This is a genomic window from Saccharothrix texasensis (assembly GCF_003752005.1).
Taxonomy (GTDB): Bacteria; Actinomycetota; Actinomycetes; order Mycobacteriales; family Pseudonocardiaceae; genus Actinosynnema; species Actinosynnema texasense.
Window position 1 is genome coordinate 1,411,287 of the sequence record NZ_RJKM01000001.1, and the last position, 13,813, is coordinate 1,425,099.

General features: G+C 73.0%; 8 protein-coding genes. 4 read left to right on the forward strand and 4 right to left on the reverse strand.

Features of this window, described 5'->3' with window-relative positions; translation table 11 throughout:
- Nucleotides 1-41: 41 nt before the first annotated feature.
- The 4 genes from EDD40_RS05255 to EDD40_RS05270 form a co-directional block, all read right to left on the reverse strand.
- The gene (locus EDD40_RS05255) at nt 42-1,073 is read right to left on the reverse strand and encodes an ABC transporter permease (RefSeq protein ID WP_123741881.1); all 1,032 of its coding nucleotides are present in this window, start codon (nt 1,071-1,073) and stop codon (nt 42-44) included.
- Nucleotides 1,063-2,109, reverse strand: coding sequence for an ABC transporter permease (locus EDD40_RS05260; RefSeq protein ID WP_123741882.1), 1,047 nt, complete (start codon nt 2,107-2,109; stop codon nt 1,063-1,065). The genes EDD40_RS05255 and EDD40_RS05260 overlap by 11 nt, the downstream gene beginning before the upstream one ends.
- Nucleotides 2,106-3,620 (reverse strand): sugar ABC transporter ATP-binding protein, encoded by a 1,515-nt coding sequence (locus EDD40_RS05265; RefSeq protein WP_123741883.1) that lies wholly within the window; start codon nt 3,618-3,620, stop codon nt 2,106-2,108. The genes EDD40_RS05260 and EDD40_RS05265 overlap by 4 nt, the downstream gene beginning before the upstream one ends.
- Before the next feature lie 295 nt (nt 3,621-3,915).
- On the reverse strand, nt 3,916-4,926 hold the full coding sequence (locus tag EDD40_RS05270; protein ID WP_123741884.1) for a LacI family DNA-binding transcriptional regulator: 1,011 nt from the start codon (nt 4,924-4,926) through the stop codon (nt 3,916-3,918).
- A gap of 210 nt (nt 4,927-5,136) precedes the next feature.
- Between EDD40_RS05270 and rhaI the strand changes: the two genes are divergently transcribed.
- From rhaI to EDD40_RS05290, 4 genes are all read left to right on the forward strand, one after another.
- Complete coding sequence (gene rhaI / locus EDD40_RS05275; RefSeq protein ID WP_123741885.1) at nt 5,137-6,297, forward strand: L-rhamnose isomerase; 1,161 nt, start codon at nt 5,137-5,139, stop codon at nt 6,295-6,297.
- 58 nt (nt 6,298-6,355) lie between these two features.
- Nucleotides 6,356-8,395 (forward strand): bifunctional aldolase/short-chain dehydrogenase, encoded by a 2,040-nt coding sequence (locus EDD40_RS05280; RefSeq protein WP_123741886.1) that lies wholly within the window; start codon nt 6,356-6,358, stop codon nt 8,393-8,395.
- Nucleotides 8,395-9,846 carry a rhamnulokinase gene (locus EDD40_RS05285; RefSeq protein WP_123741887.1) on the forward strand — a complete coding sequence of 484 codons (1,452 nt, stop codon included), beginning with the start codon at nt 8,395-8,397 and terminating at the stop codon, nt 9,844-9,846. Before EDD40_RS05280 ends, EDD40_RS05285 begins: the two co-directional genes overlap by 1 nt.
- Before the next feature lie 468 nt (nt 9,847-10,314).
- Nucleotides 10,315-13,782 (forward strand): glycosyl hydrolase 115 family protein, encoded by a 3,468-nt coding sequence (locus EDD40_RS05290; protein ID WP_211348092.1) that lies wholly within the window; start codon nt 10,315-10,317, stop codon nt 13,780-13,782.
- Nucleotides 13,783-13,813: the final 31 nt, after the last annotated feature.

The following is a 13,813-nucleotide window of genomic DNA, read 5'->3' on the forward strand; positions in this document are numbered from 1 at the left end:
TTCGTTGTCGCGAGCGGTCTGCGGAGTCGGGCGGCGCGGGGTCAGGCGGCGCGGCCTCGCCGTCGCCACCGGGCGCGGGCCAGGACGACCGCGTTCGGCACCACGACCGAGGCGATGAGCAGTCCGCCGGTGACGACGTTGAGCGTGTCGGCTGCGACGTCGGCGAGCTGGAGGGCGTTGCGCACGGCGCCGAGCAGCAGCACGCCCAGCAGCACCCCGGGCAACGTGCCGCGACCGCCGAAGATCGAGACACCGCCGAGCAGCACCGCGGCGACCACGGCCAGTTCCAGGCCCGCGGCGTTGTCCGCCCGGGCGCTGGCGAAGCGCAGCGTCCAGTACACCCCGGCCAGGCCGGCCACCGCGCCGGAGGCGACGAACAGCCAGGACTTCGCGCGGGCGACGCGGATGCCGGCGAACGCCGCCGCCTCGGCGTTGTTGCCCATCGCGTAGAGGGACCGGCCGAACGGGGTCGCGTGCAGCACGACGCCGAACACGACCGCGAGGGCGATCGCGACCACGGCGGCCCACGGCACGGCGCCGTCGGCGACCGTGCTGCTCGCGGCGTCGGTCCAGCGGAAGGGGAAGTCGGCGACGGCCTGGTCGCCGAGCACCACGAACGCCAGGCCCCGGTAGGCGGCCAGGGTGCCGATGGTGACGGCGAGCGAGGGCAGCGCGAACTTGGTCACGAACACCGCGTTCACCGCGCCGAGCAGCGCGCCGAGGCCGACGACGAGCACCACCACCAGCTCCAGCGGCAGGCCCGCCACCCACAGCTGCCCCATCACCGCGCTGCACAGCCCGAGCGTGCTGGCCACCGACAGGTCGATCTCGCCGGTGATGACGATCAGCGTCAGCGGCAGCGCGATCAACGCGATCGCGATCACGTCCAGCAGGAGGAACTGGAGGTTCCGCCCGCTCGCGAACCCCTCGACCAGCACCCCGGCGAGCACCACCACCGCGGCGAGCACCACGAGGAGCGCGGTGTCCCACCGGAGCAACGCGGACCTCAGCACGCCCGCGGCCGGTTCGGCCGGCGCCTCCGGCACGTCCGCCGCCACCGCGTCACGCGCCATGGGACGACCTCCCTCGCAAGCGGTTCGCCGCCCGGACGGCCAGCAGCCGGTCCAGTCCGATCGCGGCGAGGATGAGGCCGCCGACGACGGCCTGCTGCCAGAACGGGTTGATCCGCAGCACCGCGAGGGAGCTGCCGATGGTGGTCAGCAGCAGCGCGCCGAGCGCGGCGCCGTGGACGCTGCCGCTGCCGCCGAAGATCGCCACGCCGCCGACCACGGCCGCCGCGACCACCTGGAGCTCGATGCCCGTGCCGGCGGTGGCGTCGACGGTGCCGAAGCGCGCCGCGTAGAGCACACCGGCGAGGCCGGCCAGGGCGCCGCAGAGGACGAACGAGGTGAACACCCGCCGCCCGACCGCGATGCCGGACAGCCGCGCGGCGACGGGTTCCGAGCCGATCGCGTACAGCTCGCGCCCGCTGCGGTAGGACCGCAGGTAGAAACCCACGACGAGGGTCACCACGAGGGCGATGACGGCGAGCACGGGCACGCCGAGCACGGTCCGCGTGCCCAGGGCGAGGAACGAGCGCGGCATGTCGGAGGCGTTGACCTGCTGACCGCGTGCCCAGGAGTGGTCGACCCCGCGGAACGCGTAGAGCGTGCCGAGCGTGATCACCAGCGCGGGCACCCGCGCCGCGGCCACCAGCGCGCCGTTGACCGCACCGCACACCGCGCCCAGGCCGGTGCCGACCAGCACCACGACCGCGGTCGGCGTGCCCGGCGCCGAGCTGAGCAGCTTGCCGGTCGCGAACGCGGCCAGGCCGAGGACCGCGCCGACCGACAGGTCGACGTTGCGGGAGATGATCACCGCCGTCTGCCCGACCGCGAGGACCACCAGGACCGCCGCGCCGAGCGCCAGGTCGCGCAGGCTCTGGGGTGACAGGAACGCGGGGTTGTCCACCGCGGTGACGAGCACGAGCAACCCGAGCGCCACGACGATGCCGAACTCCCGGGCGAGCCACAGCCGGTGGGCGAACCGGGTCCTGCTCCCGTCGGCCCTCTCCGGCGGCGCGGCGGGCGCGGTCGGCCGCGCGCTCACGCGGTCACCCCCCGCTGACCGGTGGCCGCGAACATGACCGCTTCCTCCGTCGCGTCGGCGCGGCCCAGCTCGGCGGTGATCCGCCCTTCGTGCAGGACGAGCACGCGATCGGCCATCCCCAGCACCTCGGGCAGTTCGGAGGACACCATGACCACCGCGACCCCGTCGGCGGCCAGCCGCGAGAGCAGCCGGTGCACCTCGGCCTTCGTGCCGATGTCGATGCCGCGCGTCGGCTCGTCGACGATCAGCGCCCGCGGTCGCGTCGCCAACCACTTGGCCAGCACGACCTTCTGCTGGTTGCCACCGGACAGGGTGCCGACCGCGTCCGCCAGCCGCCCGTACTTGACCCGCAACCGCTTCGTCCACTCGCGCGCCGCGCGGCGTTCGCGCCCGCCGCCGAGCAGCCCGAAGCGGGCCAACGGCTTCAACCGGGTGAGCGTCGCGTTGCGCTCGACCGACATCTCCATGACCAGGCCCTGCCGGCGGCGGTCCTCCGGCACCAGCGCGAGCCCGGCGGCCACGGCGGCGGCGGGCGTGCCGGCGGGCAGCCGCTCACCCGCCACCCGCACCACGCCCGCGTCGTAGCGGTCGATCCCGAAGACGGCGCGCGCCACCTCGCTGCGGCCGGCGCCGACCAGCCCGGCGAGGGCGACGATCTCACCCGCCCGCACCGAGAACGCGATGTCGGCGAACACGCCCCGCTTGGTCAACCCCTCGACTTCCAGCACGACGTCGCCGGGCTCGACGTCCTCCTTGGGGAACAGCGTCGAGACGTCGCGCCCGACCATGCGGCGCACCACCTGGTCGACGGTCAGGTCGGCGACCGGGTCGGTGGACACCCACGCGCCGTCACGCACCACCGTGAGCCGTTGGCACAGCGAGAACACCTCGTCGAAGCGGTGCGAGATGAACAGGACCGCGGCGCCCTCCTCGCACAGCGCCCGCGTCACCGCGAACAACCGCTCCACCTCGACGCCGGACAGCGCGGCGGTCGGCTCGTCCATGACGAGCACGCGCGCCCGCAGGGACAGCGCCTTGGCGATCTCGACCAGCTGCTGGTCGGCGATCGACAGGCCGCGCGCGGGGCGGTCCGGGTCCAGGCGCACGCCGAGCCGGGAGAACAGCCGCGTCGCCTCGGACCTCATCGCCCGCCGGTCGATGCGCCCGAACCGCCTCGACGGCTGGCGGCCCATGAAGATGTTCTCCGCGACCGACAGGTCGGGGAACAGCGTCGGCTCCTGGTAGATGACCGCGATGCCGGCGGCCCGCGCGGCGGCGGGTCCGGCCAACCGCAGCTCCTCGCCGTCCAGCAGGAGCACGCCCGAGTCGGGCTCGTGCACGCCGGCGAGCACCTTCACGATCGTCGACTTGCCCGCGCCGTTCTCCCCCACCAGCGCGTGCGCCTCGCCGCCGTGCAGCGGGAACGACACCTCGCGGACCGCCGCCACGGCGCCGAACGACTTGGAGACACCGCGCACCTCCAGCAGCGGAGTCGCGTGTTCTCGCCCCATCCGGCACCTCCTTCACTGAAATGTTTCAATGCGGTGCTGATGCGCGAGGCTAGGGGCAGCTCAGACCCATCGTCAACGGCGGTCAGGCATCTTCTTCGCCATGCCGTGGTCATCGTTGCGTCATCGTGCCCATTCCCGCAGCACATTTCGGGCGACTGCGAATGGTACGTTTCAATACACATGTGTGACGTCGGTCCGCACGACTGAGGGGCCCTGTTTTCTGGGATCGCTCCCGGAAATCGCGCCGCCGAGAACGGACCGGGCCGGGACGGCACGCGACGGTGCCGTCACACGATCAGGCGACGCCGTCCAGCCGGCGCATGCTGGTCGACTCGCGCACCACCAGCTCGGGCTCGAACACCCGCTGCTCGTGCACGTGCCCCTCCGGGTGCCGGGCCTCGGCCAGCAGCAGCTCCGCGGCCGTGCGGCCGAGGAGCTGGCGCGGCTGGGCGACCGAGGTCAGCGGCACCGCCGCCGCGGCCGCGAACTCGATGTCGTCGTAACCGACGATCGCCAGGTCGTGCGGCACGCGCAGGCCGAGCCGGACCGCCTGCTGGAGCAGGCCGAGCGCGAGCATGTCGTTGGCGCAGAACGCGGCGGTGGGGCGCCGGGACGCGGGCAGGCCGGCCAGCCGCTCGCCCGCGCGCCTGCCCTCGGCGACGTCGAGGCGTGCCGTCTCCAGGACGGTGAGCGGTTCGGCGCCGGCGCGGGCGAGGGCCTGCTCGGCGCCCGCGAGGCGGTCGGTCACCTGGCCGATCGAGCGCGGCCCGCCGACGAAGGCGATCCGGCGGTGCCCGGCGTCGAGCAGGTGCGAGGCGGCGAGGTCGCCGCCGAGCACGTCGTCCACCGACACCGAGCAGCGGTCCGGCCCCGCGCCGCGGTCGACGACCACCACGGGCGTGCCGCGCCGGGCGAGCGCGGCCAGGCGCGGGTCGCCCGCGTCGACCGGCGTGATGAGGATGCCCTCCACCCGCTGCTGCTCGAGCAGGTCGAGGTACCTCGCCTGGCGGGTGGGGTCCTCGCCGCCGTCGCACAGGAACATCGCGAGCCCGGCGTCCTCCGCCACCCGCTGCGCGCCGGCCGCCACGTCGGTGAAGAACGGGTTGCGGGTGTCGAGCACGACGTAGGCGAGCGTGCGGCTGGTGCCGCCGCGCAGTTGGCGCGCCGACTCGTTGCGCACGAAGCCCAGCTCCGCGATCGCGGCCTGCACCCGTTTGCGGGTGCTCTCCGCGACGAGCTCGGGGTGGTTGAGCACGTTCGACACCGTGCCCACGGCCACGCCCGCGTGCGCGGCGACATCCTTCATGCTCGGCGCGGACACCGCCCACCCTCCTTCGTGATCGACGCGGCGCGGAGATGAAACGTCCAAGCACTGCGTCATGGCGAAGCGTAGCAGGGAGAAGAAGGTGCGCCGGACGACCGATTCCACCCGGCCACCGTCCGTTGTGAAACGTTCCAAGGTCGGCTACCGTCGGCGCCACACCGGTTGACCCCGCTGCCGAGAGGAACGCGTGTGATGTCCCTGCAGGAGGTGCTGTCGGAGCTCGACGGGTTCACCGTCGAGGTGCCGAGCTGGGCGTACGGGAACTCCGGCACCAGGTTCAAGGTGTTCACCACACCGGGCACACCGCGCGACCCGTTCGAGAAGATCGCCGACGCCGCGCGGGTGCACGCCCTGACCGGGCTCGCGCCGCGGGTGTCGCTGCACATCCCGTGGGACCGGGTCGAGGACTTCGGCGCGCTGTCCGCCCACGCCGAGGAGCACGGCGTGGGGATCGGCGCGATCAACTCGAACCTCTTCCAGGACGACGACTACAAGCTCGGCTCGCTGACGCACGCGGACCCGGCGGTGCGGGCCAAGGCCGTCGCGCACCACCTCGACTGCGTGGCGGTGATGGCGGAGACCGGCTCGACCGACCTGAAGCTGTGGCTGCCCGACGGCACCAACTACGCGGGGCAGGACTCGCTGCGCGCCCGGCAGGACCGGCTGGCCGCCTCGTTGGCCGAGATCTACGCCGCCCTCGGCCCCGAGCAGCGGCTGCTGCTGGAGTACAAGTTCTTCGAGCCGTACTTCTACGCGATGGACGTCCCCGACTGGGGCACGGCGCTGCTGCACTGCCAGGCCCTCGGCGAACGCGCGCAGGTCGTGCTCGACACGGGCCACCACGCGCCGGGCACCAACATCGAGTTCATCGTGATGCAGCTGCTGCGGGCGGGCCGGCTGGGCGCGTTCGACTTCAACTCCCGCTTCTACGCCGACGACGACCTGATCGTGGGGTCGGCCGACCCGTTCCAGCTGTTCCGGATCATGGTCGAGATCGTCGCGGTCGACGCGCACCGCCCCGGGTCCGGGGTGAACTTCATGCTCGACCAGTGCCACAACATCGAGGACAAGATCGCGGGCCAGGTCCGGTCGGTCCTCAACGTCGAGCAGGCGTTGGCCAAGGCGCTGCTCGTCGACACCGAGGCGCTGACCGCCGCCCAGGACGCCGGTGACGTGATCGGCGCGCACGACGTGCTGATGGACGCCTTCCACACCGACGTGCGCGGCCCGCTGGCCGACCGCCGCGAGGCCAGGGGGCTGCCCCGCGACCCGATGGCCGCCTACCGCGCTTCCGGCTACGCCGCCGAGATCGCCGCCGCGCGCGTCGGCGGCACGCAGGCCGGCTGGCTCTGACCCCTCGACACCCCTCGGCACCCCTCGCACCGCTCGCCCCACGAGGAGCTTCCCGCACATGACCGACAACACGACCGCCGCCGCGCTGGTCGCCCGCTCGAACCGGCTGGGCGCCGACCCGCGCAACACCAACTACGCGGGCGGCAACACCTCCGCGAAGGGCAGCGACACCGACCCGGTGACCGGTGACCGGGTCGAGCTGCTGTGGGTGAAGGGCTCAGGCGGCGACCTCGGCACCCTCACCCCCGCCGGCCTGGCCGTGCTGCGCCTGGACCGGCTGCGTGCGCTCGTGGACGTCTACCCCGGTGTGGACCGGGAGGACGAGATGGTCGCGGCGTTCGACTACTGCCTGCACGGCAAGGGCGGCGCGGCGCCGTCGATCGACACGGCCATGCACGGGCTGGTCGACGCGCCGCACGTGGACCACCTGCACCCCGACTCGGGCATCGCGCTGGCGACCGCGGCCGACGGCGAGGAGCTGACCCGGCGGTGCTTCGGCGACCGGGTGGCGTGGGTGGGCTGGCGCCGTCCCGGTTTCCAGCTGGGACTCGACATCGCGGCGATCAAGGCAGCGAACCCGCGGGCGATCGGCTGCGTGCTGGGCGGGCACGGGATCACCGCGTGGGGCGACACGTCCGAGGAGTGCGAGGCGCACTCCTCGGAGATCATCCGGACGGCGGAGGAGTTCCTGGCGCGGCACGGGTCCCCCGAGCCGTTCGGCGCGGTGGTCCCGGGCCGCGAACCGCTGCCCGAGGCCGAGCGGCGGGCCAGGGCGGCGGCGATCTTCCCCGCGGTCCGCGGCCTGGCGTCGACCGACCACCCGCAGGTCGGGCACTTCACCGACACCGACGTGGTGCTGGACTTCCTGTCCCGGGAGAAGCTCGCGGCGCTGGCCGGGCTCGGCACCTCGTGCCCGGACCACTTCCTGCGCACCAAGGTCAAGCCGCTGGTGGTGGACCTGCCCGGCACGGCGGGTGTGGAGGAGGTCGTCGCGCGGCTCGCGGAGCTGCACGCCGCGTACCGGGAGGACTACCGCGCCTACTACGAGCGGCACGCGACGCCGGACTCGCCGGCCATGCGCGGCGCGGACCCGGCGATCGTGCTGGTGCCCGGTGTCGGCATGTTCTCGTTCGGCCGCACCAAGCAGACCGCGCGGGTGGCGGGCGAGTTCTACGTCAACGCGATCAACGTGATGCGCGGCGCCGAGTCGGTGTCGACCTACCGGCCGATCCCGGAGTCGGAGAAGTTCCGCATCGAGTACTGGGCCTTGGAGGAGGCCAAGCTCGCCCGGATGCCCGAGCCGAAGCCGCTGGCCACGCGGGTGGCGCTGGTGACCGGCGCGGGGTCGGGCATCGGGAAGGCCATCGCCGAGCGGCTGGCCGCCGAGGGCGCGTGCGTCGTCGTGTCCGACCTCGACGGGCAGCGCGCGGCGGCGGTCGCCGAGGGCATCGGCGACGCGGACGTGGCGATCGGCGTGGCCGCGGACGTGTCGGACGAGGCGGCCGTGGAGCGGGCCTTCGCCGAGGCGGTGCTCGCGTTCGGCGGTGTGGACCTGGTGGTGAACAACGCCGGCCTGTCGATCTCCAAACCGTTGCTGGAGACGACCGTGCGCGACTGGGACCTCCAGCACGACGTGATGGCGCGCGGGTCCTTCCTGGTGTCGAGGGCCGCCGCGAAGGTGATGGTCGAGCAGGGCGTCGGCGGCGACATCGTCTACATCTCCAGCAAGAACGGGGTGTTCGCCGGGCCCAACAACGTCGCCTACGGCGCGACCAAGGCCGACCAGGCGCACCAGGTGCGGCTGCTGGCCGCCGAGCTGGGGCCGCACGGCATCCGGGTCAACGGCGTCAACCCCGACGGCGTGGTGCGCGGGTCGGGCATCTTCGCGGGCGGCTGGGGTGCGCAGCGGGCCGCCGTGTACGGGGTCAAGGAGGAGGACCTGGGCGCTTACTACGCCAAGCGCACGCTGCTGGGCCGGGAGGTGCTGCCGGAGCACGTCGCCGCCGCCGTCTTCGCGCTCACCGCCGGCGACCTGTCCCAGACCACCGGCCTGCACGTGCCGGTCGACTCCGGCGTCGCCGCCGCGTTCCTGCGCTGATGGCCGGCGGTGCGGTCCGGGTCGCGGCGGTCGACCTCGGCGCGTCCAGCGGACGCGTGATGGCCTTCGACGTCACGCCCGGTCGGGCGACGTTCGTCGAGGCGCACCGGTTCCCCAACGGACCGGTGCGGCTCGGCGACACGCTGCACTGGGACGTGCTGGGCCTGTACCGGGGCGTGCTCGACGGCCTGCGGGCGGCCGGGCCGCGTCTGGACGCGGTCGGCATCGACTCGTGGGCGGTGGACCACGGCCTGCTGGACGCCGACGGGGCGCTGCTCGGCAACCCGGTCCACTACCGCGACCGGCGCACCGACGGCGTGCCCGAGGCCGTGCACGCCCGGGTGCCGGCGGCCGAGCTGTACCGGGTCACCGGGTTGCAGGTGCTGCCGTTCAACACCGTCTACCAGTTGGCGGCGGCCCGCGGCACGGCGCAGCTGGCGGCGGCGCGGCGGTTGCTGCTCATCCCCGACCTGCTCGCGCACTGGCTCACCGGCGCGCGCGTCACGGAGGTCACCAACGCCTCCACCACCGGCCTGCTCGACGCGCGGACGCGGACGTGGTCGGCGGATCTGGTGGCGCGCCTGGACCTCGCCGCCGGGCTGTTCACGCCGTTGGTCGAGCCGGGCACCGAGGTCGGCGTGCTGCGCGACCACGTCCTGGCGGAGACCGGGCTGACCGGGCCCGTGCCGGTGGTGGCCGTCGGGTCGCACGACACCGCGTCGGCGGTCGTCGGGGTGCCGGCCGAGACGGGGGACTTCGCCTACGTGGCCACGGGGACGTGGTCGCTGGTCGGGGTGGAGCTGGACCGGCCGGTGCTCAGCGAGGCCGGTCGCGCGGCGAACTTCTCCAACGAGCTCGGCGTCGACGGCACGGTCCGCTACCTGCGCAACGTGATGGGCCTGTGGTTGTTGCAGGAGTGCTCGCGCGAGTGGGGCGATCCGGACCTCGGCGGGTTGCTCGACGCGGCGGCCGCCGAGCCGGGGTTGGCCGCGGTGGTGGACGCGGGCGATCCGGCGTTCATCGCACCGGGGAACATGCCCACCCGCATCGCGCAGGCCTGTGCGCGGACGGGGCAGACCCCGCCCTCGACGCCCGCCGCGATCGTCCGGTGCGTGCTGGACAGCCTGGCGCTGGCGCACCGCCGCGCGGTCCGCCAGGCCGCGGAGCTGTCGGGACGGCGGGTCGAGGTCGTGCACGTGGTGGGCGGCGGCGCGCGCAACCGCCTGCTGTGCCAACTCACCGCGGACGCCTGCGGGTTGCCGGTCGTGGCGGGCCCGGTCGAGGCTGCCGCCTACGGCAACGCGCTCGTGCAGGCGCGGGCGTTGGGCGTGCTCGGCGGCGGGCTGCGGGAGCTGCGGGAGCTGGTGCGGTCCTCGACCGGCGTGGTCCGGTACGAGCCGAGTGGTGATGCCCGGGCGTGGCGGGCCGCCGAGGAGCGCCTGACCGGCTGACCGGCGGGATCGCACGACGCTGTCCGTGGAGCTAAAAGTGGAGCTAAATTAAATTTCTTGTGGAGCCGAATCCAGCACGCTCCCGCTCCACGGAAAGCACCGGTCGGTGCTCCGGACACGCCTGAATAGCCACTGACCCGCATCGTGCTGCCGTGCGTAGTGAGACGGCAGGCCGGTACCGGTTAGACCGAGCGAGTGATTCAGCGAAGTGTTTCTCGGATGCCTCGAAAGCTTTCTACCTGCGTAGTCCCGCTTCGCGCCGGCCCTTCGCGAGCCACGCCGAACCTTGCCCGAGCCGGCTTCCGGCTTCTAACTTCCGCAGCGGGACACGGGGTGCACGGCACCGCACCCGCGTTCGCCACCACCGCCACGAACGACCGCGGGCAGCGATCGCCGCCGCCTGCGGCAGTCGCCACGCCCGTTCGCCACCACACGGCCGGCCGCAGCCGTACCGCTCCGGAGGTCCCAGTGACAACGACATCGAGGCCGGGCGTCGACGCGCCGCGCCGGCGAAGGCGGTTCCCCGCGTCGCGGCGGGGCCTGCCCGCGATCCTCGCCCTGCTCGTCCTGGCGGCGTTGCTGCCCGCGGTCGTGCTGGCCGCCCGCGCGCCCGACGCGTCCGCCGCCGAGGCCGACTACCTCTCGTTCAGCCCGGTCGACGGCGGGTTCACGCTGGCCGCGAGCGGCCGGGCGGCCCCGCTGTTCGTCAGCGGCGGCGACTTCCCGGGCGTCGTGCGGGTGGTGAACGACCTGCGTGACGACGTGGAGCGCGTCACCGGCGCACGGCCGACCGTCTCCACGGGCACGCCGACGTCCGGCGAGGTGGTGCTGGTCGGCACCCTCGGGCGGAGTCCGCTGATCGACGGCCTGGTCTCCGCCGGGAAGCTGGACGTCAGCCGCATCCGCGGCAAGTGGGAGACCTCGCTCCAGCAGGTGGTCGAGAGCCCGGTGGCGGGGGTCAGCCGGGCGTTGGTGATCGCGGGCAGCGACCAGCGCGGCACGATCTTCGGCGCCTACGACGTCTCCCGGCGGATCGGGGTGTCGCCGTGGCACTACTTCGACGACGTGCCCGCCCGCAAGCACAGCGCGCTCTACGTGCGTCCGGGCAGCCACACGCAGGGCACCCCGGCGGTGAAGTACCGGGGCGTGTTCATCAACGACGAGAACCCGTCGACCGGCCGGTGGGCGCGGGCGACGTTCGGACCGGGCCTGGCGCCCGGCTACGGCTCCGGGTTGAACCGCCTGTACTACGAGAAGGTCTTCGAGGCCATGCTCCGGTTGAAGGCCAACTACCTGTGGCCGGCGGTGTGGGGGCGGGCGTTCGCCGAGGACGACCCGCAGAACCACGCCACCGCCACCCGCTACGGCGTGGTGATGGGCTCCTCCCACGAGGCGCCCATGATGCGCGGCATCGAGGAGTGGAAGCGCAACCCCACCCGTTACGGCGGCAACGGCGAGTGGAGCTTCGTGCGCAACCGCACCGCCGTGCAGGACTACTGGGCCGACGGCGTCAAGCGCATGGAGCGGGAGAAGTTCGAGGGCGTCGTGACCCTGGGGATGCGCGGTGACGGTGACACCAGCCTGCCCGACGGCGACGGCATCGACCTGATGCGGGACATCATCGCCAGTCAGCGCCAGATCCTCGACCGGGAGAGCACCGCGCCGCTCGACCAGATCCCGCAGGTCTTCACGCTCTACAAGGAGGTCCAGCGCTACTGGGACCGCGGCCTGCGCCCGCCGGACGACGTCACGGTCGTCTTCGCGGACGACAACTGGGGCAACCTGCGCAAGGTCCCCGACCCGGCGTCGGCGCCCCGCTCGGGCGGTTACGGCCTGTACTACCACTTCGACTACGTGGGCGGCGGCCGGAACTACAAGTGGGTCGACACCATCAACCTGGCCAACACCCGCGAACAGCTCAACCTGTCCTACCGCAGCGGTATCGACCGGCTCTGGGTGGTCAACGTCGGCGACCTGAAGAACGAGGAGGCGCCCACCCAGTTCTTCCTCGACTACGCCTGGAACCCCGACGCCATCCCCGCCGACGGCGTCGAGGAGTGGACCCGGGGGTACGCCGCCCAGAACTTCGGCGACCAGGCCGCGCCCGCGATCGCCGAGGTGCTGCACACCTACGGGCAGCTCCAGGCGCGCCGCAAGCCCGAGGCGACCAACCGGCGCTACACCCGCGGCGCCACCGGTGCGATCACCACCGACGACGCGATGACCCCGTACAGCATCGAGAACTACGGCGAGCTGGACCGGGTGACCGCCGAGTGGCAGGAGCTCGCCGCGAAGGCCGACGCGGTCGGACGAGGTCTGCCGGCGGCCGACCGGGACGCCTACCACCAGCTCGTGCTCTACCCGGCGAAGGCGACCGCCAACCTGTACGCGCTGCGCAAGGCGCAGTTCCTCAACCGCTGGTACGCGTCACAGGGGCGGGCGGCGACCAACGACCTCGCCGCGACCGCCGAGGCCCGGCTCGCCGACGACGTGGCGATGTCCAACCACTACAACAACACCCTCGCCGGTGGCAAGTGGACCGGCTGGCAGACCCAGACCAAGATCGGCTACGGCGACAAGGCCCGCTACGGGAACAACGCCAGTTGGCAGGAGCCACCGGACCCGGACCAGATCTACCCGGCGCTGCAACGCATCACCGTGCCGTCGGCGGCGTCGATGGGCGTGGCGATCGACGGTTCGCTGAACTGGTGGCCCAACGCCACCAGCCAACCCGTCCTGCCGGTGTTCAGCCCGTACCAGGCGCAACCCGCCCAGCACATCGAGGTGTTCAACCGGGGCAGCAGCTCGTTCGACTACCGGATCACGCCGTCGGCGCCGTGGCTGACCGCCACCACCGCGAGCGGCACCGTGACCAAGCAGATCCGCGCCACCCTGCGGGTCGACTGGGCCAAGGCGCCGACCGGGAGGACCGCGGTGCCGATCACCGTCACCGGCGCGGGCCGCACCGTGACCGTGCAAGCGGTGGTGGACAACCCGGCCACCGCCCCGGTGGACGGGTTCGTGGAGGCGAACGGCTACGTCTCCGTCGACGCCGACCACTACGCCCAGGCCGTCGACGGCAACGGCGTCACGTGGGAGCGGCTCCCCGGCATCGGCCTCACCGGAGCCGGCGTGCAGCCCTCCCCGGTGACCGCCGCCGACCAGACGCCGGGCGGCTCGGGCGCGCACCTGGAGTACCGGGTGAACCTCACCACGACCGGCCCGGTCACCGTCTGGGCACACCTGTCGCCGCGCAACAACGTGCGACCGGGCAGCGGGGTCGAGTACGCCGTCTCGCTCGACGACCAGGCGCCCAAGACGGTCGACATCACGGCCGCGACCGGCTCCGACGACACCGCCATGAACAAGGGCTGGGAGATGAACACCCTCGACGCGGTGAACCGCACCTCCACCACGTTCACCGTCTCCTCCCCCGGTGTGCACACGGTGAAGTTCTGGGTCGTCGACCCCACCGTCGTGCTGCAGAAGCTCCTGATCGACACCGGTGGTCTCAAACCCAGCCACCTGGGCCCGCCGGAGAGCCTCCGGGCTTCCCCCGACGACCCGACGACGACCACCACCACCAGCAGCAGCAGCACTACGACAACGACCACCACGACTACCACGACCACCTCACCCGGTCCGGCCGGGTGCACCGCCTCGGTGTCGGTCAACCAGTGGACGGGTGGTTTCACCGCCACCGTGAAGGTCACCGCCGGGTCGTCGGCCGTCGACCGCTGGACCGTGGCGCTCACGCTGCCGTCCGGCGCGACCGTCACCAACGCCTGGAACGCCCGGCGCAGCGGTGACACCGGCGCCATCCGGTGGACCAACGAGACCTACAACGGCCGCGTCACCGCGGGCCAGTCCACCGAGTTCGGCTTCCAGGGCACCGGGGTCGGCACCGGCCTCGCGCCGACCTGCGCCACCGGCTGATCATCCCCCACCCGATCGGCGGGAACCCCCA

Excerpts from the sequence above, each read along its gene's own strand:
- EDD40_RS05270 (WP_123741884.1), bottom strand. The coding sequence starts at position 4,926 with ATGAAGGATGTCGCCGCGCACGCGGGCGTGGCCGTGGGCACGGTGTCG.
- EDD40_RS05285 (WP_123741887.1), top strand. The coding sequence starts at position 8,395 with ATGGCCGGCGGTGCGGTCCGGGTCGCGGCGGTCGACCTCGGCGCGTCC.
- EDD40_RS05280 (WP_123741886.1), top strand. The coding sequence starts at position 6,356 with ATGACCGACAACACGACCGCCGCCGCGCTGGTCGCCCGCTCGAACCGG.
- EDD40_RS05265 (WP_123741883.1), bottom strand. The coding sequence starts at position 3,620 with ATGGGGCGAGAACACGCGACTCCGCTGCTGGAGGTGCGCGGTGTCTCC.
- EDD40_RS05255 (WP_123741881.1), bottom strand. The coding sequence starts at position 1,073 with ATGGCGCGTGACGCGGTGGCGGCGGACGTGCCGGAGGCGCCGGCCGAA.
- rhaI (WP_123741885.1), top strand. The coding sequence starts at position 5,137 with ATGTCCCTGCAGGAGGTGCTGTCGGAGCTCGACGGGTTCACCGTCGAG.